The organism is Rhodanobacter thiooxydans LCS2 (genome assembly GCF_000264375.1).
In the GTDB taxonomy this organism is placed as follows: Bacteria; Pseudomonadota; Gammaproteobacteria; order Xanthomonadales; family Rhodanobacteraceae; genus Rhodanobacter; species Rhodanobacter thiooxydans.
Genome location: NZ_AJXW01000010.1, coordinates 82,224 through 108,347, shown reverse-complemented (window position 1 = coordinate 108,347; position 26,124 = coordinate 82,224). Strand labels below are relative to the sequence as shown.

Annotated in this window: 18 protein-coding genes and 1 tRNA gene; 14 read left to right on the top strand and 5 right to left on the bottom strand. The window is 64.1% G+C overall.

Annotated features, from left to right (window positions below):
* From UUA_RS02910 to UUA_RS02890, 5 genes are all read left to right on the top strand, one after another.
* Nucleotides 1–1,074 carry an AsmA family protein gene (locus tag UUA_RS02910; RefSeq protein WP_008434121.1) on the top strand — a complete coding sequence of 358 codons (1,074 nt, stop codon included), beginning with the start codon at nucleotides 1–3 and terminating at the stop codon, nucleotides 1,072–1,074.
* On the top strand, nucleotides 1,071–2,132 hold the full coding sequence (gene mutY / locus UUA_RS02905; protein WP_008434120.1) for an A/G-specific adenine glycosylase: 1,062 nt from the start codon (nucleotides 1,071–1,073) through the stop codon (nucleotides 2,130–2,132). The genes UUA_RS02910 and mutY overlap by 4 nt, the downstream gene beginning before the upstream one ends.
* Before the next feature lie 52 nt (nucleotides 2,133–2,184).
* On the top strand, nucleotides 2,185–2,463 hold the full coding sequence (locus UUA_RS02900; RefSeq protein WP_008434118.1) for an oxidative damage protection protein: 279 nt from the start codon (nucleotides 2,185–2,187) through the stop codon (nucleotides 2,461–2,463).
* Between the two features lie 82 nt (nucleotides 2,464–2,545).
* A tRNA-Phe gene (locus tag UUA_RS02895) sits at nucleotides 2,546–2,621 on the top strand.
* A gap of 420 nt (nucleotides 2,622–3,041) precedes the next feature.
* Nucleotides 3,042–3,782, top strand: coding sequence for a PEP-CTERM sorting domain-containing protein (locus UUA_RS02890; RefSeq protein WP_008434117.1), 741 nt, complete (start codon nucleotides 3,042–3,044; stop codon nucleotides 3,780–3,782).
* Nucleotides 3,783–4,314: 532 nt separating this feature from the next.
* On the opposite strand, the gene UUA_RS02885 is transcribed toward UUA_RS02890, so the two are convergent.
* Entirely contained in the window at nucleotides 4,315–5,055 is a 741-nt protein-coding gene (locus UUA_RS02885; RefSeq protein ID WP_008434115.1) for a hypothetical protein, read from the bottom strand.
* A gap of 641 nt (nucleotides 5,056–5,696) precedes the next feature.
* Nucleotides 5,697–6,503, bottom strand: coding sequence for an N-acyl amino acid synthase FeeM domain-containing protein (locus tag UUA_RS02880; protein ID WP_235605899.1), 807 nt, complete (start codon nucleotides 6,501–6,503; stop codon nucleotides 5,697–5,699).
* A 505-nt stretch (nucleotides 6,504–7,008) separates the two neighbouring features.
* Here UUA_RS02880 and UUA_RS02875 point away from each other — a divergent pair.
* From UUA_RS02875 to prsT, 7 genes are all read left to right on the top strand, one after another.
* Nucleotides 7,009–8,073, top strand: a complete 1,065-nt coding sequence (locus UUA_RS02875) for a nitroreductase family protein (protein WP_008434111.1) — start codon at nucleotides 7,009–7,011, stop codon at nucleotides 8,071–8,073.
* A 628-nt stretch (nucleotides 8,074–8,701) separates the two neighbouring features.
* Nucleotides 8,702–9,532 (top strand): PEP-CTERM sorting domain-containing protein, encoded by an 831-nt coding sequence (locus UUA_RS02870; RefSeq protein ID WP_039953450.1) that lies wholly within the window; start codon nucleotides 8,702–8,704, stop codon nucleotides 9,530–9,532.
* 151 nt (nucleotides 9,533–9,683) lie between these two features.
* Complete coding sequence (locus UUA_RS02865; protein ID WP_008434108.1) at nucleotides 9,684–10,568, top strand: ThiF family adenylyltransferase; 885 nt, start codon at nucleotides 9,684–9,686, stop codon at nucleotides 10,566–10,568.
* Between the two features lie 239 nt (nucleotides 10,569–10,807).
* Nucleotides 10,808–11,977, top strand: a complete 1,170-nt coding sequence (wecB, locus tag UUA_RS02860; RefSeq protein WP_008434106.1) for a non-hydrolyzing UDP-N-acetylglucosamine 2-epimerase — start codon at nucleotides 10,808–10,810, stop codon at nucleotides 11,975–11,977.
* A 67-nt stretch (nucleotides 11,978–12,044) separates the two neighbouring features.
* Nucleotides 12,045–14,126: an XrtA/PEP-CTERM system histidine kinase PrsK gene (gene prsK, locus UUA_RS02855; RefSeq protein ID WP_008434105.1), complete on the top strand. Its 2,082-nt coding sequence runs from the start codon at nucleotides 12,045–12,047 to the stop codon at nucleotides 14,124–14,126.
* A complete protein-coding gene (prsR, locus tag UUA_RS02850) occupies nucleotides 14,123–15,484 on the top strand; it encodes a PEP-CTERM-box response regulator transcription factor (RefSeq protein ID WP_008434104.1) in 1,362 nt (453 codons plus the stop codon). Before prsK ends, prsR begins: the two co-directional genes overlap by 4 nt.
* 84 nt (nucleotides 15,485–15,568) lie before the next feature.
* Nucleotides 15,569–18,328 carry an XrtA/PEP-CTERM system TPR-repeat protein PrsT gene (gene prsT, locus UUA_RS02845; protein ID WP_235605896.1) on the top strand — a complete coding sequence of 920 codons (2,760 nt, stop codon included), beginning with the start codon at nucleotides 15,569–15,571 and terminating at the stop codon, nucleotides 18,326–18,328.
* A gap of 28 nt (nucleotides 18,329–18,356) precedes the next feature.
* Here prsT and UUA_RS02840 read toward each other — a convergent pair whose 3' ends face one another.
* The gene (locus UUA_RS02840; RefSeq protein ID WP_008434101.1) at nucleotides 18,357–18,560 is read right to left on the bottom strand and encodes a hypothetical protein; all 204 of its coding nucleotides are present in this window, start codon (nucleotides 18,558–18,560) and stop codon (nucleotides 18,357–18,359) included.
* Nucleotides 18,553–19,239 carry a phosphatidylserine decarboxylase gene (locus UUA_RS02835; protein ID WP_235605895.1) on the bottom strand — a complete coding sequence of 229 codons (687 nt, stop codon included), beginning with the start codon at nucleotides 19,237–19,239 and terminating at the stop codon, nucleotides 18,553–18,555. The genes UUA_RS02840 and UUA_RS02835 overlap by 8 nt, the downstream gene beginning before the upstream one ends.
* 432 nt (nucleotides 19,240–19,671) lie before the next feature.
* On the opposite strand from UUA_RS02835, the gene UUA_RS02830 reads away from it, so the two are divergent.
* Together UUA_RS02830 and UUA_RS02825 are read left to right on the top strand one after the other, a co-directional pair.
* Complete coding sequence (locus UUA_RS02830; protein WP_235605894.1) at nucleotides 19,672–21,957, top strand: hypothetical protein; 2,286 nt, start codon at nucleotides 19,672–19,674, stop codon at nucleotides 21,955–21,957.
* A 207-nt stretch (nucleotides 21,958–22,164) separates the two neighbouring features.
* Entirely contained in the window at nucleotides 22,165–24,222 is a 2,058-nt protein-coding gene (locus UUA_RS02825) for an acyltransferase family protein (protein ID WP_008434097.1), read from the top strand.
* A 158-nt stretch (nucleotides 24,223–24,380) separates the two neighbouring features.
* On the opposite strand, the gene UUA_RS02820 is transcribed toward UUA_RS02825, so the two are convergent.
* On the bottom strand, nucleotides 24,381–26,108 hold the full coding sequence (locus tag UUA_RS02820) for an asparagine synthetase B family protein (protein WP_039953462.1): 1,728 nt from the start codon (nucleotides 26,106–26,108) through the stop codon (nucleotides 24,381–24,383).
* Nucleotides 26,109–26,124 lie beyond the last annotated feature (16 nt).

Genomic DNA, 26,124 nt, shown 5'->3' with positions numbered 1-26,124 from the left:
ATGCCGCGCCGACTGCGCCTGACCCTGCTGGCCCTCGGCGGCTTCGCGCTGGCGCTGCTGCTCGCCGCGGTGATCGCGGTCTACATCCTGCTGCAGCCGGAACGCTTCACCCGCATGCTGCAATCCCAGGCGCGCAGCGCCGGGCTCGAACTGAACCTGGCCAGCCCGGCCAGCCCCACCCTGTTCCCGCGACCGGCGCTGGACCTTGACGGCATCACGCTCAATGCCGCTGGCGCCGGCGCACCGATCCTGCTGGCCGCGCATGGCCAGCTGGTACTGCCGTGGCATACCGTGCTGGGTGGCCCCACGGTAATCTCGCAACTGCACATCGAGTCGCCGCGGGTCGACCTCGACGCGCTGCAGGAATGGCTCGCCGCGCTGCCCGCGCAGCCCAACGGCGTGCCGCCGAACATCCCGCGCATCGACACCGGCGTCAGCGTCAGCCGCGGCAGCGTGGTGCGCGGCAACCAGGTGCTGCTCGGCAATGTCTCGCTCGAAGCCGGCAGCCTGGTTTCCGGTCAGCCGTTCCCGCTCAGCGTGTCCGCCGCCACCGCCGCAGGCACGCCACTGCGGTTGCGGCTGTCCGCCACGCCGCGCATCGAGGGCAACGCGCTGCAGCTCGACAACATCACCCTGCACCTGTCGCAGGGCAGCGCGACCACGCTCGCGCTCACCGGCAACGCGCACTGGCACGGCGCCGCCGACGCCGCCGCCAACCTCGCCGGCAAGCTCGACCAGGCCAATGCCGGCCAGTACGACGTCTCGCTGCTGCTGACCCCTGCCGACCAGAGCAACCCGCTGCTGCTTGCGCTGAAGCTCGACGGCCCCGCCAACCACGCCGACCTGCGCCTGCCGCCGCTGGCGCTGGTGCATTGGTGGAGCCAGCTGGACAACCCGCAGGGGCCGCAGCTGAGCGTGCCGCCGGGCAGCGGCCATGCCGAGTTCGCGCAGTTCCAGGCCGGCGGCATCAGCATCGAAGGCCTGACCATCCGTGCCGGCGCGGCCGTGCCCGCCGCTGCCGCCACGGCCGCCGCGCCGGCAACCAAGCCTGCCGCCGGCAAACCCTCGCCATGAGCGCGTCGCTGGCTGCCCGCCTGCTGCGCTGGTTCGACCGGCACGGCCGCAAGGACCTGCCCTGGCAGCACGCGCTCGACGATGGTCGGCGCGACGCCTACCGCGTATGGCTGTCCGAGGTGATGCTGCAGCAGACCCAGGTGGCCACCGTGATCGGCTACTTCGAGCGCTTCGTCCGCGCGCTGCCCACCCTGCGCGATCTAGCCGCCGCCGATGAGGACACCGTGCTGGCACTGTGGTCGGGCCTCGGCTACTACCGTCGCGCGCGCTTCCTGCATCGCGCCGCACAACTCTGCGTGGAACGGCACCACGGCGAACTGCCGCGCGACTTCGACGCGCTCGCCGCCCTGCCGGGCATCGGCCGCTCCACTGCCGGCGCGGTCCTCGCCCAGGCGCATGGGCTGCGCTTCCCCATCCTCGACGGCAACGTCAAGCGCGTGCTGGCGCGCTACCACGGCATCCACGGCTACCCCGGCGACAGCGCGGTGGACAAGCAACTGTGGCAACACGCCGGGGCGCACACGCCGAAGACCCGCGTGGCCGACTACACCCAGGCGATCATGGATCTGGGCGCCACCGTCTGCGTGCGTGCGCGCCCGCGCTGCGAGGCCTGCCCGCTGGCCGCCGACTGCGTCGCCCGCCGCGACGGCCTCATCGCGCAATTGCCCAGCCGCAAACCGGCGAAATCCATCCCCACCCGCGCCACCGTGATGCTGGTCCTGCGCGACTGCCATGGCCGCGTGCTGCTGGAACGGCGCGGTCCGCAAGGCGTGTGGTCCGGCCTGTGGAGCCTGCCCGAAGCCAGCGACCCGGACGGCGCCTGGCGCATCGCGCAGCAGCACGCACGGGTCGACGATGCGCAGGCGCTCGCCCCGTTCACCCACGTCTTCAGCCACTACCGGCTCGCCATCGAGCCGCTGCTGTTCGACCGCGCGACAGCGCAGCGCGGCATCGCCGATAATCCGCAGCTGCGCTGGTGCGGCGCCGACGAACTGGGCGCACTCGGTCTGCCCGCCCCGGTGCGCAGCCTCCTGCTGCAGATCAACGACAACGCCTGAGCCGGCCCGCAGGCTGCGCACCACCGTGACAGTTCCCACCAGGATCCGAACCATGAGCCGTACCATCCATTGCACCAAGCTCGGCATAGACGCCGAAGGCCTGGACTTCGCCCCTTGGCCCGGCCCGCTCGGCCAGCGCATCTACGCCGAGATTTCCAGGCGTGCCTGGCAGCAATGGCTGGCCCATCAGACCACCCTGATCAACGAATACCGGCTCAACCCGCTCGACCCGAAGGCGCGCAAATACCTCGGCGAGCAGATGGAGAAATTCCTGTTCGGCGGCGACTTCGACCATGCCGCCGGCTTCACTCCACCCAACCTGGAGTCTTGACGAAAAGCCGCGCATTCGGTCTAATGCGCGGCTCCACGCATCATCGGCAAGCCATCGCGGCTGCCCTGATCGCCAGCTTCCCGGCCGGGTAGCTCAGTTGGTAGAGCAGGGGATTGAAAATCCCCGTGTCGGCGGTTCGATTCCGTCCCCGGCCACCATGTTCATGCGGGTTTGCAGCCATCGGCTGACGCGCTTCGCACCTGACGGGCTTGCTGCCAGTCTTCCCCGCCATTCCGTCTGCCCCAGGCCCGTCCTCTTGGGGTACAAAAACCGGGCGCGTCCCACATGCGCGATGCCTGCCGGGTCACCTGCCCCGCCTGTTCCTCACTTCAGGAAGTTTTCCGCAACGGGCGGATCGGATCACGTGCGTACACCGGATTTGGGTGTTTCTCCGGCAACAGGCGAAAGCAGCCACCGCCCATGCTGCGTCCGAAAAGTCGTCGGAGAGCCTTACATTTTTTCGGCGCGTAGCTCACTCGCGGGCAATCAGCTCCCTGATTTACAAGCCATTTCATCTTTGGCATAGGTCATGCTTTTAAAACGCGTCAGGGGCTTTCATTTCGACGGAGGCACTACTCATGAACCTGCCGACGAGACGTTGGGGTACGACAATCCTCGCGGGGCTGCTCGCTGCCGGAGCGATCGGCGCCGCGCACGCTACTACCACCACCTTTTCCGGGCAGGACGATGGTGCGCTCACGACCGGCCCGTTCCCCAACTCGAACACCGCCCAGGCGAGCTTCCTCGCCGCGGCATCCGTGTTCGGCCCCACCCACACGATCACCTATGAGAGTCTGGCAACCGGCTACTATTCACCCATCGCCGCCGCGCCAGGGGTGTCGATCACGCTGACCGGCACGAATTTTGGGCCCGGGTTTTCGGGGATCAGCAACACCACGCTCAGCAACCTCTACGGCTTCAATACGACCTCCGCTGGCAGCCAGTGGCTCGGCTTTGCCATGGGCTCGGCCACCTTCACCTTTGCCACGCCGACGCATTCCTTCGGGACGTTCCTGACCGGTCTGCAGACAGTTTTCAGCGGCACCAACGCCCTGCAGGTCACCTTCAGCGACGGCACCAGCCAGCTCTTCACGCCGGCAATCAACGTGGACGGGGGAGCCGCGTATTTCGGCTTCACCGACACGTCACCGTTCAGCTCCCTCACGCTGACCAACTTGTCCAGTGACGCCTGGGGCATCGACGACACGACATTCAACGGGCGTTCGACCTCCGTGCCGGAGCCCGGCTCCCTTGGCCTGTTGAGCATTGGGGCGCTGTTGATCGGGGCGTTCGTGGCTTTGCGTCGCCGCCTTGCCTGAAGCGTTGCTCGGTTCAACTTGGATAAGCACACCCCCGGCAACGGGGTGTGCTTTTATGCGACTCGCAGTACCGAGTCCGGTCGGATGCATGAGCAGGCGCGCCGGCGGGTCGTCCGGACACACTGTACGCGTCACAACACCGTCGCACCTCAGGTCGACCGCCTCCATTTCCGGATGGCTGGGAAAAGGAGGCCGTTTCATTGACCTTGCCCGCGAGAAACGTACCCCTTGCCGTGTGATTCAATCCACGCAAGGAGAACGCCATGACGAAGACAACCCAGACGCGCTACACGCTCGAACTCAAACAAGAAGCGGTGCGGCTGGTCGAGTGCGGCCAGAGCCAGGTCTCGGTGACCAAGACGCGCTGGTGCTGGTTGAGCAGACCTTGCTCAACTGGGTCAAGGCGAGAGCCGGCAATGCCAGATCAAGGGCGCGGACAGACGGGGTACGGAATTCGAGGGCAAGGTCAATCTGCTGAAAATCCCCTTGTCGGCGGTTCGATTCCGTCCCCGGCCACCATCTACTGCAACGTTCAAGCCCACCTTGTCGAGCGGGTTTTTCGAGCCTGCACGTATTTCATTCCCAGGAATAATCCGGCAAGCAGCAGACCGAGGCTGAACATGCCCAGTTCACCTGGCTCCGGCACCGACACGTGCGGAGGGTCGACGCATCGCGCACCGCCACTGGCGCCGGTTCCATTCCCCGCCACGATCCAGCCGCTGCAGTCAGCGCCACCGATGATGCCTTGCACGTGTGCCACCGATGACCAGCCGCTGGCGTTCTCCACAAACGGATTCCCGGTCAGCAGGTGTGCGAACGTCAGATCATAGGTCGCTGAATCGCCGGCCATGAACCGGCTGCCGGACGACCAGCCGAACGCGAGGTTGAACATACCCGGCACTGAGGCGGTATCGAAACCGCTCCCGTTGTACAGCGCGCCGTTGCCCGCGCAAGCACCTGCGGTGCATGTGATTCCGGAGGAAGAGAGCGCCTGATTGAGATAGAACGCCCAGCCGACCGCAGACTTGGCGCTGTTCAACCCCTGTACAAAATCCGGCCCGGTCAAGCGGGAGGTCAACACCAGCGTTCCCGTACTCGAACCCACCGAAGATGTGAACTCGGCAGTAAGCCAAGGCGCACTGCCATCCGGCGTGATGCCGGTATAAACGGTGTTGAGACTCATGCTGGCCGAGATCGGGGTCGCAGCGACCTGCGAGGGCAGGACGACCAGTGCGGCCAGAGCAATGCCTGTCAGAACCAGGATCCTTTTCATGGTGTTTGACCTCCGTTGAGACTTGTCGCCATCCGTCGCCAGGCAGCCCGGGACCTTTGAACCCCCGGTATCCATCGTTACCAGCAAGCACGCCTTCGTAGGCAGTTTTAGAAGCACATTTCAGGCCAAGCCTGCAAGCCACTGATTCGATTTAATTAGTGTTTTTTTCCAGCCAACAAACGCGGCAATTTTGTAAATTCTTTCGACAGTTTCACCACCGGCGACGCAGCCCCGGGGCGAACAGGGATTACAGGACAGACCCGCCAGGCTCGAGCGCCAACCAAGGCGCGGGGCGTTTTTTGCGCGTTGCCGCGGGACTGCGGACGAACCGTTTCAAAGGTTGATCCGCGCCGTCGCCAGAGATCGCGTACGTTGGCAGTCCAAGAGGGACGCAGGTTCAGGACGCCCGCGATCACCCGCAGCCCGGCGTAGTCCTGCATGGATGATGACGCCAGGCCGGTGCTGCGGCGGCGGCCAACGATTCCGCCACGCCTGCTCAGCGAGCTTGCGCCCTATTGGAAGGATGTGGCGGGTTGATGGCCCATTGGCCATGCCATGCATCTGCTGAGTGCCCTGGCGATGCCGACATTCGAGCTGCTCGACGCCTTGCACGTTCGACCCGGCAGAGACTGCCACCAAGCCTAGGCCGACCAGGCAAGCCCCGAACCGGCCATCCGGCACGGATCAACACCATAGCTGGCTTTCAAAAAGCCCGCGATCAGGGAGCCGCGCAGTTGCTCGGGCTCAAACCCAAAGCGATGCGAGAACTTGCTGGCGGATAGCGGGTTGTCATGCGCATCAGCGAGCCCTCGTGGCAACTTGTCTTTCGCCAGCCCCTCGAGCAGACGAAGGCGCAAAGGCACCACCGGATTGTTTCGCACCATGGGGTAACTTGTCGGCGCCGCGAATTGCTCGAAGCCGTAACAACGTACATAGAATTGGACATGCCGCGGATGCACCCCGATGACGATATCGGTCAAGCCGGCATGCAATGCATGGTGGATGGCCCAGCGCATCATGCCGAACAGAACCCCGACACCACGCGACGCGCCCCGGCGACGATCCGCCAGCATTCCCACCTCAAGCAGGCGACGACCCTTTCGCCGCAATTCGTCCAGAGGTCCTCCGTATACGCTATCCAGCGCGAGTCCCATGGGATTGTCGCGAAACAGTGTCATCGTATAGCCGACTTCCTGTCCCTCCGCTCCCCATATCACACACGTATGCTTTCCCACGGCAGAGGGGACGGCATGCATGCCAAACGGGTTTTCGTCAATCAGCCCCATTTGCGAATAGCGCTCGTACACCAGTCGCCAGGCCGATTCCACCTGCTCAAGGCTGGTCGCGCAGAAACAGGGCGACTCACTGCCGAGCACCGCCGGACGGTTGAGACGCATCGTGATGTCGACGACTGTCTCGGGCACTTCTACCGATCTGATTGGGTTCATACTTCAATGCCGGTCAGGGACAGGTTTTTTCAAGGCATACTGCCCTCTTGACAACACGGAGTGGCCCCGTGTCTGTCGACGTCGTCCAAGACGGGTGTCGGTATTGCGATGGATGTGTCGTCGCCACGCGACCAATGCAACGAGGCTTGACAAGGCGTGGCCATTCAAGTGCAAAAGACCTCGCGTCGCGCTCGATTGTACAACTCCATATACGATGATTGTGTGAACAGCGTCGCCATAGCGGAGACCTTCGGGAACCCGATCGTGTCCCGCTTCGCACTGCATGTCGGCAGCCGAACATCGGCATGCGGCACGCGAGCGTTGCCACGATGGTGTTGGCCTGGCAGTGGCCACGTACCCGCCGACGTCGATCACAACGGTCTCGCCTGGAAGACGTATCTTGGTGCACGCCTCTACCCCTGCGTATAGTGCTCACGTGGGCGAGCTGATTGCCAGGTACGCAGGGTAACCGTGATCGGCTGGGAGCACTTGTCATATCGGACGGATGCGGACCGTGGATCGGCATACGAAAGAAGGCATTCTGTGCGCAGGCATTGCCGCACCCTCGGCGGACAATTCGCAGCCGTGGCGTTTCGCGTGGCACGGCGACGACCTGGACCTTCGGATCGACGCCAGCCGCAGCGGCTACGGGTCCGATACCCGATTTGTCCTCAGTGACCTGGCCGCCGGCGCGTGCCTGGAAAACATGATCATCCACGCACGGTCGCTCGGTTATGTGGCGGACCTGCAACCCTTCCCGCAGCCCGACGACGAGCTGTGGGTCGCCCGCATCCGTTGGCGCCACGATCCCGAACAGTCTCCCCTCGAGCCGCTGGCTGGTGCCATCACGCAGCGTCACACCGACCGCCGCTTTCCCTGGAGCGGCCCGATCACCGCCGATGCGCAAGCGCACCTGAATGCGCAGGCCCAGCTGATTCCCGGGCAGCGGCTCTGGTGGCCACAGACGCCGCGTGAGAGAAAGGCGGCACTGGACGTCATCAGGCAAGCCGAGACGCTGCGTTTCAGGAGCCCAACGCTGCACGCAGAACTGTTTTCGAGCATCCACTTCGCCGTCGGCTGGCACTCCGCCTGCGAGGAAGGCCTGGCCCCGGCGACGCTGGCCGTGGAGCCGCCGTTGCGCCCGGTCTTTCAGATGTTGCGTCGCCCCGCGATGATGAGCATGTTCAACCGGCTGGGCGCGGCGTCGGTTCTGGGGTGGCGCTCGGCCTGGCTGCCAATCCGGTTGTCGCCCGGTCTCTGCCTGCTTGTCATGTCGTCCACGACGCGATCCGATGTACTCGCGGCTGGCCGTGCCCTGCAGCGCGTGTGGCTTCAGGCCACCCTCGACGGGTTGTCGGTCCAGCCGTATGCGGCGGCGGGAGTTCTCGGCCTGGGGTTCGTAGCCGTCGAACCGGCCTTTCAGCGGCCGCTCTCACGTCTGGGCCCGGCCCTGCACGACCTGTGCGCGCCGGGGTACGGGCTCGTGTTCTTGCGGCTTGGCCACGCACGGTCCGCACCGCGCGGTCGCAGCGGGCGACGAGCGCTCGAAAGTTTTGGTGCCCTCCAATAGCCTGGCCAGGCGCGACCTTCGCCTGTATGCGACGGCCCTCAGGCATTGAGCGGCCCTGGTTTTTCACCCATCCAACGGGCGCCGGCGATGGAACGTCGAAGCAGCAGCATGTCAGCCGCGCCTTCCGTTGCCCTTGCGGTTGCATGCCGCGAGGGTGACGGACAGGTGATTTCCACCCCGTGTCGAAATCCTTTACAAACGCGGATTGCAGTCGGCGTCGCCAAACAAACTGCAGCTAAAACAGTCCATTACCTCCATGTCGGGTCGCCCCCCGCTCGACGGGATGGGCGGAAAACTGCTTCGGCTGCCGGTGGCTCAGGCGTGGCCTTGACGTAAAAACATATTTCCATTCAACAGGTTGAATACGCGCCGAGGAGGCAGCCAGCGGTGACGCCACGACAGGGCATCTGGTTGAAGCACGCAGCTCTCTGCATGGCCCGGTGCGACATGGTGTCGGAACGTCTTACAAATGTTGAGCGAATTCGCCAGCCTTGCATAGTAAATATCTTATAAAACATCATGTTGCATTTATGGCATGCCCGTTGCTTTCAGGAATTTGCAGGGCAACGTCAATCGGGCGCCACGGCCACTGCGATTACCCGGACTGGTTCTCGGTGGAGGAAACATCATGTTGAAAAAGAAAAGTGTCGGAATCGCACTCGCATGCGCGCTGGCGCTGGGTGCATGGAGCGGATCGACGTTTGCGACTCCCATCAATGTAGGTGGTGTCGTGTGGGATCCCAGCAGTCCGTTGGACCTGACCATCCAGGCAATCAATTTCCGGGAAACGAGCGTTTCGAAGGTCAACGATGTGCTGACCGGCTACGGGATGATTGCCTCGTTCAACGGAACAAACCAGGCAACGTTCTGCCCGGGCTGCGACCTCAACTTCACCTTCCAGTACACGGTGACCGCCTTCCCCCCCAGCCCCCCCGGCCCTGGTAACCAAGCTGAGTTCAGTCTTGGGTCCATCAGCTTTTTCGTTGACAACACCAGCAGCTTCAATGTGCTGGATCCGACGACAGCCGGGGTCGGTACGCCGTGGCTCACCTTGTCCGGCCATACGGGCTCGGTGCTTGGGTTTGCGGGCACCGCGCAGCTTTTCTCCACCGTCGTTGGCACTGTCGCCAATCCCTTGTCTGGATCCACCGGATTCGGGTTCCTGGATGCTACCGGAGGTCCGGCAGCCCCCTTCTTCCAGACCCACACGCAAGCCGACGGGCTGGGCGGATTCGCGGACTTCACGCTCAATTCGGAGTTCCTGTTCAGCGCAGTCCGGACGTGCACGAGTATCTCACCGGATCCGACCAACATCTGCCACTACCCGATTACGGGAACCGCCACGTTGATCGGCAGAACAGTGCCCGAGCCGGGCGAAATGGGTCTGCTGGGCCTTGGCCTGGCCTTTCTGGGCCTGCTGGTACGGCGGCGCGGCAAAGAAGCTGACGGACACGCATAGAGCAGGAACCTCATGATGCGTGCGGTTTGACGGTTGATGGCGCTGCTTCCCGAAGCGGCGCCATCAACCGTACGTATGCGTTGAACGTTGGCGGGCCCGCCGTACCGCTCGGGCAAGGGCTTTGCGCAGTAATGCCGAGGATAGATGTCTCATGATGTCTGATGCATCGGACCCGACTGAACCGTTCGACTATGCAACGGCATTCAGCCGGACGATCGGCTGGATAACCACGACCGAGCAGGCAAAGCTTCGCTCCATGCGCGTGGCGATCGCCGGACTCGGTGGTGTTGGCGGCAGCCATCTGTTGACGCTGACCCGACTCGGCATCCAGTCGTTCAACCTGGCAGATCTCGACCGCTTCGGCACGGAAAATCTCAACCGGCAGGCCGGGGCATTCCAGTCGACCATTGGCCAGCCCAAGGTCGACGTGGTGTCCCGGATGGCGCGGGATATCAATCCGGATCTGGACATCAACAAGTTCCCCGGCGGCGTCACCCTCGACAACATGGAGCAGTTCCTGGCGGGGGTGGATCTGTACGTCGACGGGCTGGACTTTTTCGTACTCGATATCCGCGCCAGGCTGTTCGCCCTCTGCGCCAAGCACGGCATTCCAGCGGTTACCGCGGCGCCGCTGGGCATGGGTGCGGCGGTACTGGCGTTCCTGCCCGGTCACATGACATTTGAGGAGTACTTCCGGTTGGAAGGTAGAACGACCGATGAGCAGTTGCTGCGCTTCATGGTGGGCTTGGCGCCCGCCGTGCTGCATCAAGGCTATCTGGTCGACCCGTCGGCGGTGGACCTGGTCAACCACCGGGGACCGTCGACGCCCATGGCATGTGAAATCTGCGCCGGCATAGCCGGTACCCAGGCGTTGAAGATCCTGCTTGGCAGGGGCAAGGTGCTCGCGGCGCCTCACGGCCTGCACTTCGATGCCTACCGCAACAAGCTCGCACGCACGTGGCGGCCCGGGGGCAACAACAACCCGCTGCAACGACTCATCCTGTCCATGGCGCGTCGCCGTTTCATGCGCCACTGAGCGACACGCATGGACACGTGGACTGCGTCTACCTGCCGCCGGATCTGGAGTTGCAGCGGCAACTCCTCTCGTCCGACTTGCGTGCTTTGCCGCACTCGTGACGCTTGCCCGCCCCGAACCGTTGCCGACCGGCGAGCCGGCAAGATCCTGCAATGACAGCGCGAGACTTCCGCTGGACCACGCCGGAATGCCGGCAACGTCCTACACTCAACCCGCCATGGAACCGAGGGGTGCCCGTCATGCAGCGGATCAGGATCGACTTGATCGCGGCCGCGCGACCCAACTTCATGAAGGTCGCGCCGCTGTTCCACGTGCTGCATGGGCAGCCGTGGTGCCGCCTGCGGCTGGTGCACACCGGCCAGCATTACGACCAGAACATGTCGGAGGCTTTCTTCCGTGACCTGAAGTTGCCGCCGCCGGATCTGCATCTGGGCGTAGGCAGCGGCAGCCACGCGAAACAAACCGCCGATGTGATGCTTGCCTACGAAGCGGCCTGCGCCGCGGATCGACCGGACCTGGTCGTGGTGGTCGGGGACGTCAATTCAACCATGGCCTGCGCGCTGGTCGGCGCGAAGCTGCACATCACGGTCGCGCATCTGGAAGCCGGGTTGCGCAGCGGCGACCGCCGGATGCCCGAGGAGATCAACCGTCTGGTGACCGACACGCTGGCGGACATCCTGTGGACGCCGTCGCCGGACGCGGACGAGCACCTCGCCGCCGAAGGCGTGCCGCCGGAAAAGATCACCCGCGTCGGCAACATCATGATCGATTCCTACGAACTCATGCGCGAACGCATCGATGCCGGCGGCGAGCGGCGCCGACTCGGGCTGGAGAATCGCGCCTACGCGGTGGTGACCCTGCACCGGCCTTCCAACGTGGACGCAGCCGGGCCGCTCACGGCGCTGGTCGATCAACTGACCCGCATAGCGGTCAGATTGCCGCTGGTGTTCCCGGTGCACCCGCGCACCCACAAGAATCTGCAAGCCTTCGGCCTGTGGCCAAAACTGGCCGAGGCGCCCAACCTGCAAGTCATCGAGCCGCTCGGCTACGTGGATTTCATGAACCTGGTGTGCGGTGCGTGCCTGACCATCACGGATTCGGGTGGCATCCAGGAGGAAACCACCTATCTCGGTATCCCCTGCCTCACCTTGCGCACCACGACCGAGCGGCCGATCACGATCACGGAGGGCACCAATCGCTTGGTGACCGCCGCCGAGCTGGTGCCGGCAGTGGACGAGATTCTCGCCGGCCGCTGGCCGCATGGACGCAAGCCCCAACTCTGGGACGGACACACCGCGGCACGCGTGGCGGCCGACATTCGCCGGCGCCTGCTGAGCGTGCCGCCTCGCGTTGCCGAAGCAACGACGGTTCCCGCAGCCGCCAATCAGCGTACGCTGGGCAGTGCCTGAACCCGGCCGCAGGCACATGCCAGGTTGAGCGCAGACAACCGCGTGGCGCACTGGGGATCGTCCAGGTATGCACGTCATCATCATCACCAGTTACCTGACCGTCGCCGCCGCGTTCCTCGCCGGTGCGGCGTTGCTGGGCATCGGTTGGCGCGGTCAGCGCACCGGTGCCTTGCTGATCCTGGCGGCGATGGCCTCGGCCCTGTGGGGCGCGTTTCTGGCTTACGCCGAGTGGCAGCGGACGGTGGCGGCCCACTGGGTACTGCTGGCCGAGGTTCTGCGTTACGGCGCCTGGATCGTTTTCGTGAGTGCCCTGTTCAGCGCATGGCCGATATCCGGCCTGCTGCGCGATCTGCGCGTTGTTGCGCATGCACTCTGGATCGTGCTCGCGCTCTACTGCCTGTGGCCGGTGACGGGTCTGCCGCAGGCGACCGGCCTGCCGTTCAGCGCCAACGTGCCGCTGGTCGGCGTGCTGGTGCTCGCCCTCAGTGGCGTGGTGTTGCTCGAACAGATCTACCGCAACGTGCAACCGCAACAACGCTGGGCGCTCAAGTTTCTGGTGATCGCACTCGGCCTGCTGTTCGCCTACGACATCTTCCTGTACTCCTACGCGGTGCTCTACCGGCAGTTCAACGTCAGCGCATGGGCAGCGCGCGGCTTCATCGATGCCCTGCTGGTGCCGCTGTTGCTGGTGGCGGCGGCGCGCAACCCGCAGTGGTCGCTGGATGTGGGCGTGTCGCGGCGCGCGGTGTTCTATTCCACCAGCCTGCTGGTGGTCGCGATCTACATCATCGGCACGGCGATCGGTGGTTACTACGTGCGCCTGTACGGGGGCGACTGGGGCCGGGTGGCGGAAATCACGCTGGTCTGCTTCGCGCTGCTGCTGGTGCTGCTGATCGCATTCTCCGGTCAGGCGCGCTCGCGCCTGCGGGTGTTCCTGCACAAGAACTTCTTCAGTTTCCGCCACGACTATCGCGAGGAATGGCTGCGCCTGACCGCGACACTATCCGCCGGCGACACGGAATTGCCGCAGCGCGCGGTCCACGCCATCGCGCAGATCATGGACAGCCCGGCCGGCGCGCTGTTCATGCGCGACGATGCCGACGACTTCGTGCCGGAGGCGCGCTGGAACATGCCAACGCCAGCCGGCCTGAAGCTTCCGGCCGGCATGCCGGCGTTCGGACTCATGCGAACGCGCCGGTGGATCTATGACCTCGACGAACCGCCGCCGCTGGGCGACGAACAACTGCAGGCGCCGGCCGAACTGGCCGGGTTGCCGCGCGCCTGGCTGCTGGTGCCACTGGTGCTGGAAGACCGGCTCGTCGGCTTCGTGGTGCTGGCGCGCGCGCGCGCGCGCCGTGCGTTCGACTGGGAAGATATCGATCTGCTGCGCGCTGCCGGCAGTCAGGTGGCCGGCATCCTGGCGCAGGCGATCGATGCCCGGCGCCTCGCCGAGGCACGCCAGTTCGAAGGCTTCAACCGGCTCACCGCGTTCCTGATGCACGACCTCAAGAACCTCGCAGCCCAGCAATCGCTGCTGCTGCAGAACGCCGAGCGCCACAAGCACAACCCGGCGTTCGTGGACGACATGCTCGCCACGGTAGCCAATTCGGTGCAGCGCGTCTCGCACCTGCTCGAGCAGTTGCGCGGCGACGCGGCGCCGGCCAGACACGGTCGCGTGGCGCTGGCGACGGTGCTCGACAAGGCGCTCGACGAGTGCCGCGCGCAGTCGCCGCGGCCGGAGTACCGGCCGGTGGCGGACGACTTGTGGGTGCAGACGGATACCGAACAGCTGGCCACCGTGCTCGGGCATGTGATCCGCAACGCCCAGGACGCAGCGCAGGCCCACGGCCACGTCCTGCTGAGAGTCAGACACGAACCCGGGCTCGCCACCATTGAAATCGAGGATGACGGAGCAGGCATGGACGAGGATTTCATCCGCAACCGGTTATTCAAGCCATTCTTCACCACCAAGGCCAGCAGGGGCATGGGCATCGGCGCCTATCAGGCTCGCGCATACGTGCATTCGCTGGGTGGGACGATGCGCGTGAACAGCACCCCGGGCCAGGGCAGCGTATTCACCATCCAGTTGCCGCTGGCCGAGCCCGCCGGGGCCGCCATGGCGGCTGGGCAAGTGCAGACCGCCCCATGAACCAGAAGCAGCGCTGCCTGTTGATCGTCGAGGACGATGCCGGCCTGCAGCGCCAGCTGCGCTGGAGCTTCGAGGATTACGACGTGCTCATGGCCGGTGATCGTCCGACCGCGCTCGCCCTGCTCCGCCGCCACGAGCCGGCGGTGGTGCTGCAGGACCTGGGCTTGCCCCCTGACGCCACCGGCACCGCCGAGGGCTTCGCCACCATCGCGGAGATCCTGCAGGAGGCGCCGCACACCAAGATCGTCGTGGTCACCGGCAACGGCGACCGCGACAACGCGGTCAAGTCCATCGGCTGCGGCGCCTACGATTTCTGTTCCAAGCCACTGGAGCTGGAAGTCCTGCGACTGATCGTGGATCGCGCCTTCCGGGTGCATGAGCTGGAGGCCGAGAACCGCAAGCTCAGAAGCCAGTCGACCACGACGCTCGAAGGCATCATCGGCAGCAGCGGGGCCATGCTCGATGCCTTCCGGCTGATAGAGAAGGTCAGTCCTTCCAACGCCACCGTCCTGCTGCTCGGCGAGACCGGCACCGGCAAGGAGGTGTTCGCGCGCGCGGTGCACCGCTTGAGCACGCGGTCCGACGGCCCATTCGTGGCGATCAACTGCGCTGCCATTCCTGAAACCCTGCTGGAAGCCGAGCTGTTTGGCCACGAGAAAGGCGCCTACACCGGTGCGCACAAGCAGACCAAGGGCAAGATCGAACTGGCAGTGAACGGCACCCTGCTGCTCGACGAGATCGGCGACATGCCATTTGCACTGCAGGCCAAGCTGCTGCGGTTTCTCGAGGAGCGGGTGGTCGAACGCATCGGTGGGCGTGAACCGATTCCGGTGGACGTGCGCATCATCTGCGCGACGCACCAGGACCTGCCGGCGCTGATCAGCGCAGGGCGTTTCCGCGAGGATTTGTTCTACCGCGTCAGCGAAGTGACCATCCGGCTTCCGCCGCTGCGTGAACGCGCCGGCGACATAGCGCCGCTGGCGCGGCATTTTCTCGAACAGGCGGCCAGCCGCCACGGCCGCGCAGTTCATGGTTTCACTGCTAAGGCGCTCAAGGCGATCGAGGCGTGTCCGTGGCGCGGCAACGTGCGCGAACTGGAGAATGTCGTCAACAGCGCAGTCATCATGGCGGACGGGAAGCAGATCGAATTGAAGGAGCTGCATCTCGGTGCGGCCGGCAGCGATATTCCGGATTTGCGCAAAGTACGCAACGACGCTGAAAAACACGCGATCCAGCTGGCCCTGACCCGGGCTGGCGGCAATCTCTCGCATGTCGCGGGCCTGCTCGGAATCAGTCGCCCGACGCTCTATGACCTTCTGGACAAGCACGGCTTGAAGAAACCTACCGAAATAGATTGACCCGCGCGTGGCGCGCGGCGAACTGGGGGTGAAGATATGCGCTTGATCAGGCTGAACACGCGGATCGTTCGTCACGGCCTGGCGTTGCTGTGCGCCACCTTGTCACTCGGTGGCTGCGGCCTCGCCAGCAGGCAGGGCAGCGTCGATGCCGGCACCAGATACCAGGCCAAGGGGGAGTATCGCGCGGCCTACATCGAGGCCAAAAAGGTCCTGCAACGCGACAACAAGAACGGCGAGGCCTGGCTGCTGCTCGGGCAGGCTTCGCTGATGCTGGGCAATCCGGCGGACACCCTGAGCGAACTGCAAAACGCCAAGGCGAACGGGGTGCCGGCAGAACGTTGGGCGGTACCCGTGGGACGCGCGTTGCTGGTGACGCAGCAGTACGACAAGCTGCTCGCAACCCTGCCCCCCGACCAGCCCTATCAGTCCAGGGTCAAGGCACGCGTAGCCGTGCTGCGGGGCGACGCCTATCGCGCGCTCAGGCAGCTCGACCAGGCGCGGCAAGCATACCTGGTCGCGTTGTCGGCAGACCCGAAAAACCCGGGCGCGCTGGTGGGACTGGCCCAGCTGGCGGCCACCGCCAACGATCCGGCTTCCGCCGCCAGGTACCTGCAACAGGCATTGGCCACCGCGCCGGACAATCCGCAGGCGTGGGTCGCGAAGGGCGACCTGGCATTCGACAGCGGCGACTTCGCCGGCGCCGAAGCGGACTACCAGAAGGTGATGGGCCTCAAGAACCCTGACTGGTTGCCGCAAGAGCGCTTCTACGCACTGACCCGGCTGGCCAGCGCACAGGCACAGCAGAAGCAGTTCGACAAGGCGCTGGCCAGCATCCAGGCGCTGGAAAAAATGTCGCCGCAGCAACCGTATCCGCACTATCTGCACGCCATGGTGCTGTATAGGCAGGGAGAGCTGGACGCCGCGATTTCCGAGCTTCAGCAGGTACTCAAGGTGTCGCCGGACAACGCCCAGGCGCAGCTGCTCATGGGTGCGGTCAACTATGCGCAGGGTAACTACGGCCAGGCGGAAATGTACCTCAGCAACGCCATGGGCATGGATCAGAAGAATGCCGATGTGCGCAAGTTGCTGGCACTCACGCTCTACCGTGAAGGACGCTCGCGCCAGGCGCTGGATACACTTCGACCGGTCGCGCCGGGGGCGCTGTCCGATACCGAGCTGCTGGCAATGCTGGAGAGAGCCGTCACCGCGGGTGCCGGTTCACCGGGTGGGGTAGCCGCCGCAAGCAGTGCAGGCAATCCGTCCGACACCCGACTTGCCGGCGCGGGCAACGCCCTCGCCAGCGGAAACGAAGCGGAAGCGATCCGCCTGCTGCGAGAGATTCCCGCGGGCAACGCCTCCACCGAGGCGCGCCGCAACAGCCTGCTGGTCATGACCTATCTGCGTGAGCAGCGCCAGGCCGAGGCAGTCAAGGTGGCAGCCGCCTACGCGTCCGGCAATCCGCGCAACAGCACCGCGCACCTGATGTATGGGACCGCGCTGGTCGCGGCCGGTCAGCGCCCGGAAGCGCGCGCCCAGTACTCCGAAGCCCTGAAGCTGGACCCGGAGAATCTTGCCGCTTTGCTGAGCCTGGGCAGCCTGGATTCAATCGAAGGCCATTACGAAGCCGCCGCTGGCCGCTACGCAACGGTGTTGAAAAAGGACCCGCACAACGCGGCGGCGATGACCGCGCTCGGCCAGCTCGCCGCGCTGCAGGGCGACAAGGCCGAAGCCGCCAGGCGATTCAAGCAGGCCATCGACGCGGCGCCGAAGTCCATCAACGCGTACATCGCACTGGTGGCGTTGGACAGCGAAAGCGGCAAATTCGACGAAGCCCTGAACACGGCCAGGCAGCTGGCGGCGGCCAACCCCGGCAACCCGGTGGCGCTCAATGCCCTCGGCGCGGCGGAACTCAACGCCGGCCATCACGGTGAAGCCTTGAAGCCGCTGCAGCAAGCCGTGAATCTCGCGCCACAGATGCTCTCGTACCGCACCAACCTGGCACGCGCGCAGATCCTCGGCAAAGACACGAAGGCTGCCGCAGGCAATCTCGACGCGGTGATCAAGGCCGATCCGGGTCAAGCGACGGCAGTGGCGCTGCGGGCATTCCTGAAGCTGCAGGACCACGACCTGCCCGGCGCCATTGCCCTCGCGCAAACGCTGCAGAAGCAGGCCGCCACCAGGGCGACGGGCTTCTCGCTGGAGGGCGACCTGTACATGGCGAACAAGTCTTATCGCGAGGCCGCCCAGGCCTACCAGCAGGGACTGAAGCTCCAGTACGACCGGCCGCTGGTGGTCAAGAGCTTTCAGGCGTTGAGCGAAAGCGGGGCCAGCGCGCCGGAAGGCGTATTACGCGACTGGCTGGCCAAGCATCCGGACGATGCCGCCACCCGCTTGCTGCTGGCCGGCTACTACCTGAACCGCACGCAGAACGCGCTGGCTGCCGGCCAGTACGAGCAGGTATTGAAGGCGTACCCGTCCAACGTCAGCGCACTCAACAACCTCGCCTGGATCTACACGGAGCAAAACAATCCCAAGGCGCTGGCACTCGCGGAGCGGGCCTACCAACTGGCGTCTGGATCGCCGGGCATCGCGGACACCTACGCCTGGGCGCTGATCGCGCACAACCAGCCCAAGCGGGCGCTGCCGATCCTGTTGCAAGCAGCCAAGGCGACACCCAAGACACCGGCGATCCAATACCATCTGGCCGTGGCCCAGGCGCGCACCGGCGACCCTGCCGGCGCGCTCGGCACGCTCGCGGCGCTGCAAAAATCAGGCGCCGATTTTCAAGACAGGCCAGCCGCGGAAAAACTGTATCGCGAGTTGACCGGCGTGGCCGCCAAGTAGGTGGGAAGCCGTCGGTGGTTTCGCGTTCCTACGGACTTCCCAAATGGAAGCCCAGAAGAATCAGCCCAACCCCGACAGCCCACCCGGTGGCCAGCGTAACCAGGAACCGACCGATCCGGACGCTCTGCAGGCGCCAGTACAGGTCGCCCAGCAGCCACCACAGGCCGGTGAAAACGGCGAGCGCGAAAACGCCCCAACCCAGATGGCCGGATGACCACAAGAAGTCATTCATGGGAAGCCACACCTTCTGCAACCGCCGTTTCCCCGGCCCAGACGCGGTCGCCCGTTCGCACCAGCAGGTTCACGGTCGACGGCAGCTCGAGCACCACGGTGCTCCCCAGCAGGATCCGGCCGAGCCTCTGCCCACGCTCGATCTCCTCGCCCTCGCTGACCCAGGTCTCGATGCGCCGCGCGGCCAGGCTGGTAATCAGGCGCACCGCGACTTGCCCGGCACCTGTCGCAATCACCAGACGCTTTTGCACCGGGCAGGATTTCTCCCGCAGAAACGCAAACTCCCGCCCCTCCCCGTCCATGAAGCCGTCGCCGTGCGATTCCACCTTGAGCACTCGACCGGACACCGGGCTGCGCTGGACGTGCATGTCCCAGAAACTGAGCGCGATCACCAGATAGCGCACGCCTCCATGTGTCTGCGCACCGGTCACCAGCCCGTCTGCCGGAGCCAGCATGCTGTTGCCCGGAGGCGCGATACGCTCCGGATCACGGTAAAAATGGCGCAGAAACGCACGCTGGAATTTTCCCTGCTTCAGCCACGTGCGGATCTGCTTTTCCGGCCAGCGTCGGCGCGGCGGAAGCCAGCGCCGTATCAGCGGTGATGGATATGGAAAATAAAGCGCCCAGAGCACTATGGCCGCACTCACCAGACACAGGGTCACGATCTGCAGGACAAGCATCGTCATTTCAGTGCGGACTGGACATCATGTCTGACTTCCTGCCGACAACAAACCGTGCAATACGGCGAATCGGCAAGGTCGATCCGATCCAGGTCGAATCCGTGAAACTGCGGCAAATCCGGCGGGAGGAAACCCCGCGTTCGCTTCGGCAAAGTGACATGGCGACACGCTCACGATCCGGTGGAGACAGAGCGACGGCTGGCCATCAGGTTAGCGTAGGAGCGAAGCTGCTGCCAGGCTTGCCGGGCGACACGAAGCGGCAGCTTTCCCAGCGGCAACTCACATCCCGCTGACACCAGGTTCTGTACAAGGCAAACCCATGGGGCAAGCACATGGTCGGCAACAGGCCGCATTTGTCGAGGCAGCCTGACTCGATGCGATCAAGCCCGGAGCACCTGGTGCGACATCACGAGACCGCAGAATGACAAGCCCATGCGCATGATCGAGCAGGCCGGACGATTCAACCAGCGAAACCGGCTTGGCCGAGCCGCTGCGAAAATGCTGTGTGGATGCGCCGGCTGCGTGTTGATGCTTGGTGCGGTGCCGGCGCGAGCGGCGACGATGGTGACGGACAACGTGATCAGCACCATCGCGCAAGCGCAGACCAATGTTCCCGTCACCTTCGGCCAGGTCTTCAAGGCTGGCGACATACCCCGTGGCTGGACGGTAACCGCCACCCTCAAGGGCCAGCCGATAGCCTTGCAGGTGGACAGCAAGGCTACCCATCCGGACGGCAGCCTGCGCCATGCGGTGCTGACAGTGATGGCTCCAACGCTGCCGGGCAATGCAACGCTACCGTTGACGCTTTCCACCGGCCCTTCGCCAGCGGTGACCGGACTGGACCATCCCATCAGCTTGTCGCAACTGCTTGCAACAAGCTACGACACCAGCGTGTCACTCAACATCGGCGGCCGCAAATACACCGCAAACGCCCGCGCCCTGTTGCAGACGGCCAAAGACACGAACGCGTGCAAGCCCTGGGGCACCCAATGCAACCAGTGGCTTTCCGGCCCCCAGACCAGCGAATGGATCATCAACGGCCCCGTGACGGCGGCGGATGGCACGACCAACCCGAACTTGAGAATCTACTTTGCGGTGCGCGCCTATGCGAACGGCTCGCATGGCACCGTGCGCCAGGTACAAACCGACGTCATCGTGGAAAACACCTGGGCCTACATGCCACAGGCGCAGCCACAGTACACGGCGACCCTGACCTCGGGGAGCGCGGGCTACACCAGCCCCGCCCTGACGCAGTACGCGTACACGCGCTGGCACCAGGTGCTGTGGTGGAACCATGTCCAGCCGCAAGTCTATTTGCAGCAGGACATCGACTATATACAGGCCAGCAAAGCGGTGTCGCGCTACATGCCGCTGACGCCCGACGAGAAGTTCCTGGCCAGCCTGCGCCAGGCCTGCGCGCCCCTGGATCACTGCGACCAGACCCAGAAGATGCACATGGCCGGAGCGCAGGCGGCGATTGGGCCGCTGCCGCGCTGGACCAGCGTGTACATCGTCGACCCGGACCTGCGTGCCTACAACTGGATGCTGGCCAACACCGATGCGCTGGGTGCCTACGGTATCCATTACCGGGACCAGACAACCGGCTGGCCACTCAGCATCCAGAAGCATCCCAACGTCACGACCGCGGCCTGGACCTATGCCAGTGGCGTCGCAAAGCAGTCGCTGACAGGATCTTCAGCCCACCAGGAGAAGGTTGCTGCCTACCGGCGCGATCTGCTGCCGACCTGCGTGAACAACACCGTGGTGACGAATTGCACATCAACCGCCTATGCGACGGGTAACCCGAACCTCTGGGACAACGCGCATCAGCCGGCGCAGTCATACGTGCCATACATGGTGACGGGTTCGTACTACTACATGTCCGAGTTGGCGTTTGCGGCCTCACTCAACGAGCTTTGGTCAAACCCGGAGTACCGCAATTATGAAAAGGGGTTGATTGACCGAAGTCACAGCCAGGTGCGTGGCAAGGCATGGACGCTGCGGCAGATGGCGGAAGCGGCGTGGTTATTGCCCGATGACTACCCGCTGAAAGCCGAGTTCAAGGCGGATGTGGAGAACTCGCTGGCGGACTGGAACCAGCAGTACACCCACAATCCGAACGCCAATCCGCTGGGACTGCTGGATAGTGGCCACAGCTATAGCGTGCTGGGTGGCACCAGGAACGCGATGGCGCCGTGGATGCATAACTTCTTCACCTGGTCGGCGGGCCACGCGGCGGAGCTGGGCTTTACGGGAGCCGCGGAGCTGCGCGACTGGCTGGCGAAGTTCGAGATCGGTTTGATGACCGACTGGCAGGCCCATCCAACGCAGGGCTATTGCTGGCTGGAAGCCTCCGCCTACACGCTCGTAGTTACCGAGCCCACCGGGAAGACCTACCTGCCCTCCTACAGTGCCATATACGCGGCGACGTTCCCGAGTCTGGTCGGGCTGGCCTGCAATTCGCCGGCCATGGTGACGGCCATGGGAACACTGGAAAAGACCCCGTGGCAAGCGGGCAAGATGCATGGGTATCCGCAATCGGCAACGGGCTATCCGGCCAATCTGCAGGTTGGGCTGGCCGCCGCTGCCGACAGCGCCGTGCCCAATGCGCACGAGGCATGGAATATTTTTGAATCGCGCAGCGCAAAACCCAGCGGCACGACCGGCTACAACAACTACCCCAATTTCGCGGTGCTGCCACGATCCGTGCCGCAGTGACGCGTGACTGCATAGCGCCCGTGGCGCTGCCGTGCGGTCGGTACATGCACTCTGCTTAGGCATCTCGCGTCTGGGCCGCCGCCTGCGTTCGCAACGCTCACGATACAGGCCATCTGCGCCGCCGGCCTTGCGGTCTCCCTGGTGCGTTGATCGCAGGCGGCCGTAAATCGAAGGGAACAATTCGTCGCCAGGCTGAAAAATCCGTCGATGGCTATCCGAGACGTCTTCAATGCCGTGCGCCCGAAGGGGTTTTATCGCCCGGACGTCGACGGCGTGCGTGCGCTGGCGGTACTGGCGGTAGTCGCCTACCACTATTCACCAGCGAACTTTCCAGGCGGTTTCATTGGCGTCGACGTCTTCTTCGTCATCAGCGGTTACCTGATCACGGGGATCCTGCTCAAGGCCATCGAGAACAATGAGTTTTCGACGTTTCGTGAACTGCTGGCGGACTTTTACCAGCGCCGGATACGCCGCATCTTTCCATCGCTCATCCTGGTACTGATTGCCTGCCTCGTCATCGGCTGGCTGGTGCTGTTCTCTTCGGAATATGAGCGCCTAGGGAAGTACGTTGCGGCCGGTGCCGGCTATGTGGAGAACTTCACCTTATGGAGTGAAGCCGGTTATTTCGATCATGCATCGATCGACAAAACACTGTTGCACCTGTGGAGCTTGTCGGTAGAGGAACAGTTCTACATCGCATGGCCACTGCTTCTATGGCTGATCACCCGCCGGCGCTGGTCATTGCTGATGTCCATTGGCCTGATCGCGGCACTGACCTTTGTGTTGAACGTATCACTGGTCCTCAGCGGCCACATCACCCATGCCTTCTATTCCCCGCTCTCCCGTACCTGGGAACTCATGGTGGGCGCATGGCTCGCCGCAGGGCACCGACACGGCGTGCCCTGGCTGGACAAGTGGCGCCCTGCGCAATCCTGGGCAGGAATTGCCCTGATCATTGCTGCGCTGGCTCTCATCGAGCCCACCAGCGCATTTCCGGGTTTCTGGGCGCTGCTTCCGGTGCTCGGCACGGCGCTGATCGTCAATGCGGGGTCGAGCACGTTCTTGAATCGACGCGTGCTGAGCTGGCGCCCGGCGGTATGGGTGGGGCTGATCAGTTACCCGCTGTATCTGTGGCACTGGGCGCTGCTCTCGCTGGTGGTCATCGTGTTTGGCGACAGCAACCCGACGTTCCGCCACGCGTCCAGGCTCGTGCTGGTGGTGGTGTCGATCCTGCTGGCCTGGCTGACCTACCGCTACTTCGAGGACCCAATCCGCAGGAGTCGGCGAGGATACACGGCGCTTAGCCTTACGGTCGCCGTTGCGGCATTGGGTGTGGCGGGTTTGGCGGTCTACACGGCCTCAGGGCTGCCGGACCGGCCAGCAAGTTTCGTTTCGGTCAGAGCCGAACAGTATGTGAAATCCATGCAGATGGGCACCCTCGCCAACTCTGGGGACTGCTTCAACCCGCAGACAAAAATGACGCTTCTGCAAAGACAGCGCCACGATGCGTACCTGCCGGACAAGTGGTACTGCGACATTGGCGACATACACTCCAGGACGCTGGTTCTGGCTTATGGCGACAGTCATGCGAGAGCCATGATTCCAACCCTGGACAAGTACGGCAAGGCTACAAATACGAGAATTGTTTTCTCGTCCATCGGGAGTTGCCTGCCACTGACGAACGTTACAGTGCACACCGATTATCCGGATGCATGTCGCGAGCTGAGCGAAAAAGCAACCCGCATGGCGAGTGACATGCGCCCCAAGGCCGTCGTATTGATTGAAGCCTGGGCAAGCTACATTGGCGCGGGAAAGATTCACGTCCAGCGTTCCATCACCGGCGCCCAGGCGTTGCGCACCACATTGGGCGAAACGCTCGCGATTTACCAGGCGCTGGACATCCCCGTCGTGCTCATGCAGGACAACCCGCACCAACGCACGTCGGTCCCCAAGGCCAGCATTCGATTTGCCGTGAATCCGTCGGACCAACGGCTGAACTCCGGCGCGGTGACGCGACTCGGCTACGTGCGGCAACAAGCGGAAGCCGATTCGATACTCAAGTCGGTTGCCGCGCGGTATCCGCTGTCGTCGGTGCTGGAGGTCGGCAACGCGCTGTGCAACGAAGACATATGCCCCTGGGCAATGCAGCATGAATTCCTCTACTACGACTCGGATCACCTGAGTGCTGCGGGAGCCCTGCTGGTTTACCCGGCGTTTGTTGCGCATATGAACGCCATATCGAACAGTGGGCTCGCGAGAAAGTGAAGATGGCGAGTGCAGGAAGACCCGAAAGCATGCCTGGCGCCCGTGAAAACTCTGACGCGCCATCCAGAGCGAGAGGGGTTGGCAGCTGAAACTTTGCGCAGATTCGACAGGGTGCCTGGAGGTTCTCACGCACCCCGCGATCGACGGGTCAATGCCGGCTACAGTATCCGCCGCCACACTACTTCGACGGCAAGAGCGCGTCCCAGGGCACGATCATCCACCAATTGAGTGAGATCGAGCAGTTGGTCCATGCGCCACTCCCCAGGCAGCAGCGCGCGGTACCGTTGCAGCAACGCGGGCGCAACCCGAGCCTTCCGCAGGTGCCGGCGGGTGGCGTTGATCAGAGGCCGCAGCCGCACCGGACGAGCACATGCCGTCCACTCGGCCAGTCTGGCCCGCCAACCTGGCCCGACATCGAAGCGAAAGCCATAGGCCGAAGGCTCCGCTGCAATAGCCGGATGCAATGCGGCGACCAGGCGACTTTCCAGGGCACCCGCATTCTTCCAGCGCAACGGCACGCGGAGAGCCAGGCGCACGGACGCCAGATCCACCAGTGGCGTCGCGTAGTACCCGTGGCGCACCGCCACACTGTTATTGACGCCCATCCAGTAGTGGCAGCGGAACAAGGGGTAGAGAAGCTCGACCTGCGCGCGCGATAGACGTTCGTTCCCGGCCGGGGACATGCCCACGATATTCCGTATCGACGCGGCAAGTCGCGCTTCATAGTTCGCCAAGCCCTCGGGCTCGCGAAAGACGCCTCGGCTGAAGCCGCGGTAGAACGCTCGCACGATGTCGCGTGCAGAAAACGCACAATCCGGAAGGTGGAAGAAGTTGCGAAAGATCTCGCCGCCACCGCCATTGAGCGCGATGCACCCACCGGCGGTTTGCTGCAATCGAGTGCGGCGATCGGCGCCCGGATCATCGATGCCGTCGTTGGGCAAGCCATCGAAGAACAGCACGCTCTGTTCCAGTGATTCGAGGTCCGGCACCGGCAGGTCGTGATCCACCACGCCTTTGTCAATTGCTTCGAGTTCGAGGTCGGCCGCAACAGCCACCGCCCTCGCTATGACCACATCGGAGGAATCGGCGTCACCATACACAAACAGACGCGGCTGCATGCCTGCCGCGAGCAACCCCGCAACAATCAGGCGGGAATCGAACCCGCCCGACAAAGCCGCGTTGACCCGACCCGGAAAGGCCGCAGCCACCTCATTCGACACCGTATGCAGCTGTTCAGTGATAGCTCCGACAGCCGCATCCAGCGAGACAAACCCGGCGTCGTGCAAACCAAACCCATCGGGAAAGCGCTGCCACGTACGCCGACGCCGCAAGTCCTGGGCGTGGCCAAGGGGAAGCAAATCGACGCCGCGCGCCACCGAATGGCAAGAATGCGAAGCGCCCAGCAGCACGTATTCAATGGCCGCGGCAGCGTCAACTTCGACGCGCTGCAGATAAGCGCAGGCAGCAAGCCAACTGGTACTGAAAAAGCGGCGATCTGCGCTGGTGTGAATACGCACAAACCCGAACGCGTCATTCAGCAACCAGGTATGTTCGCCGGTGTCGAGGAACAGCGCAAAATTGCCGCGCAATGCGCCTTCTTCCAGACTCCCCTCTGCGTGGACTTCGTCAAGCAGCGCCACCAACGCACGGCGACCAAAATGGCCGCGAAACCACAACGGGCCGACGCAACAGGCGGTCCCCGATGAGGTTTGAACCAGACAATCCTCGACCTGCCGCTGTCCTGGGCACCCCCAGGCGACAACGCTGCCGCCAGCCCATTCGATTCGCCGGGCGCGGAAAAACCCCTGGCGCCCGAACGAACGTTCCGCCCGGGCTTCGCCTTCGGGGTCCCCGCCGGCAAGAAAGACTGATAGCGCGTTCAGCACAAGTCCGATCCCCAAG

Excerpts from the sequence above, each read along its gene's own strand:
- prsK (WP_008434105.1), top strand. The coding sequence starts at position 12,045 with ATGCACGTCATCATCATCACCAGTTACCTGACCGTCGCCGCCGCGTTC.
- prsR (WP_008434104.1), top strand. The coding sequence starts at position 14,123 with ATGAACCAGAAGCAGCGCTGCCTGTTGATCGTCGAGGACGATGCCGGC.
- UUA_RS02910 (WP_008434121.1), top strand. The coding sequence starts at position 1 with ATGCCGCGCCGACTGCGCCTGACCCTGCTGGCCCTCGGCGGCTTCGCG.
- mutY (WP_008434120.1), top strand. The coding sequence starts at position 1,071 with ATGAGCGCGTCGCTGGCTGCCCGCCTGCTGCGCTGGTTCGACCGGCAC.
- UUA_RS02830 (WP_235605894.1), top strand. The coding sequence starts at position 19,672 with ATGCGCATGATCGAGCAGGCCGGACGATTCAACCAGCGAAACCGGCTT.
- UUA_RS02875 (WP_008434111.1), top strand. The coding sequence starts at position 7,009 with ATGCGGACCGTGGATCGGCATACGAAAGAAGGCATTCTGTGCGCAGGC.
- UUA_RS02870 (WP_039953450.1), top strand. The coding sequence starts at position 8,702 with ATGTTGAAAAAGAAAAGTGTCGGAATCGCACTCGCATGCGCGCTGGCG.
- UUA_RS02880 (WP_235605899.1), bottom strand. The coding sequence starts at position 6,503 with ATGAACCCAATCAGATCGGTAGAAGTGCCCGAGACAGTCGTCGACATC.
- UUA_RS02890 (WP_008434117.1), top strand. The coding sequence starts at position 3,042 with ATGAACCTGCCGACGAGACGTTGGGGTACGACAATCCTCGCGGGGCTG.
- UUA_RS02865 (WP_008434108.1), top strand. The coding sequence starts at position 9,684 with ATGATGTCTGATGCATCGGACCCGACTGAACCGTTCGACTATGCAACG.
- UUA_RS02835 (WP_235605895.1), bottom strand. The coding sequence starts at position 19,239 with ATGCTTGTCCTGCAGATCGTGACCCTGTGTCTGGTGAGTGCGGCCATA.
- UUA_RS02900 (WP_008434118.1), top strand. The coding sequence starts at position 2,185 with ATGAGCCGTACCATCCATTGCACCAAGCTCGGCATAGACGCCGAAGGC.
- UUA_RS02885 (WP_008434115.1), bottom strand. The coding sequence starts at position 5,055 with ATGAAAAGGATCCTGGTTCTGACAGGCATTGCTCTGGCCGCACTGGTC.
- wecB (WP_008434106.1), top strand. The coding sequence starts at position 10,808 with ATGCAGCGGATCAGGATCGACTTGATCGCGGCCGCGCGACCCAACTTC.
- UUA_RS02825 (WP_008434097.1), top strand. The coding sequence starts at position 22,165 with ATGGCTATCCGAGACGTCTTCAATGCCGTGCGCCCGAAGGGGTTTTAT.
- UUA_RS02840 (WP_008434101.1), bottom strand. The coding sequence starts at position 18,560 with ATGAATGACTTCTTGTGGTCATCCGGCCATCTGGGTTGGGGCGTTTTC.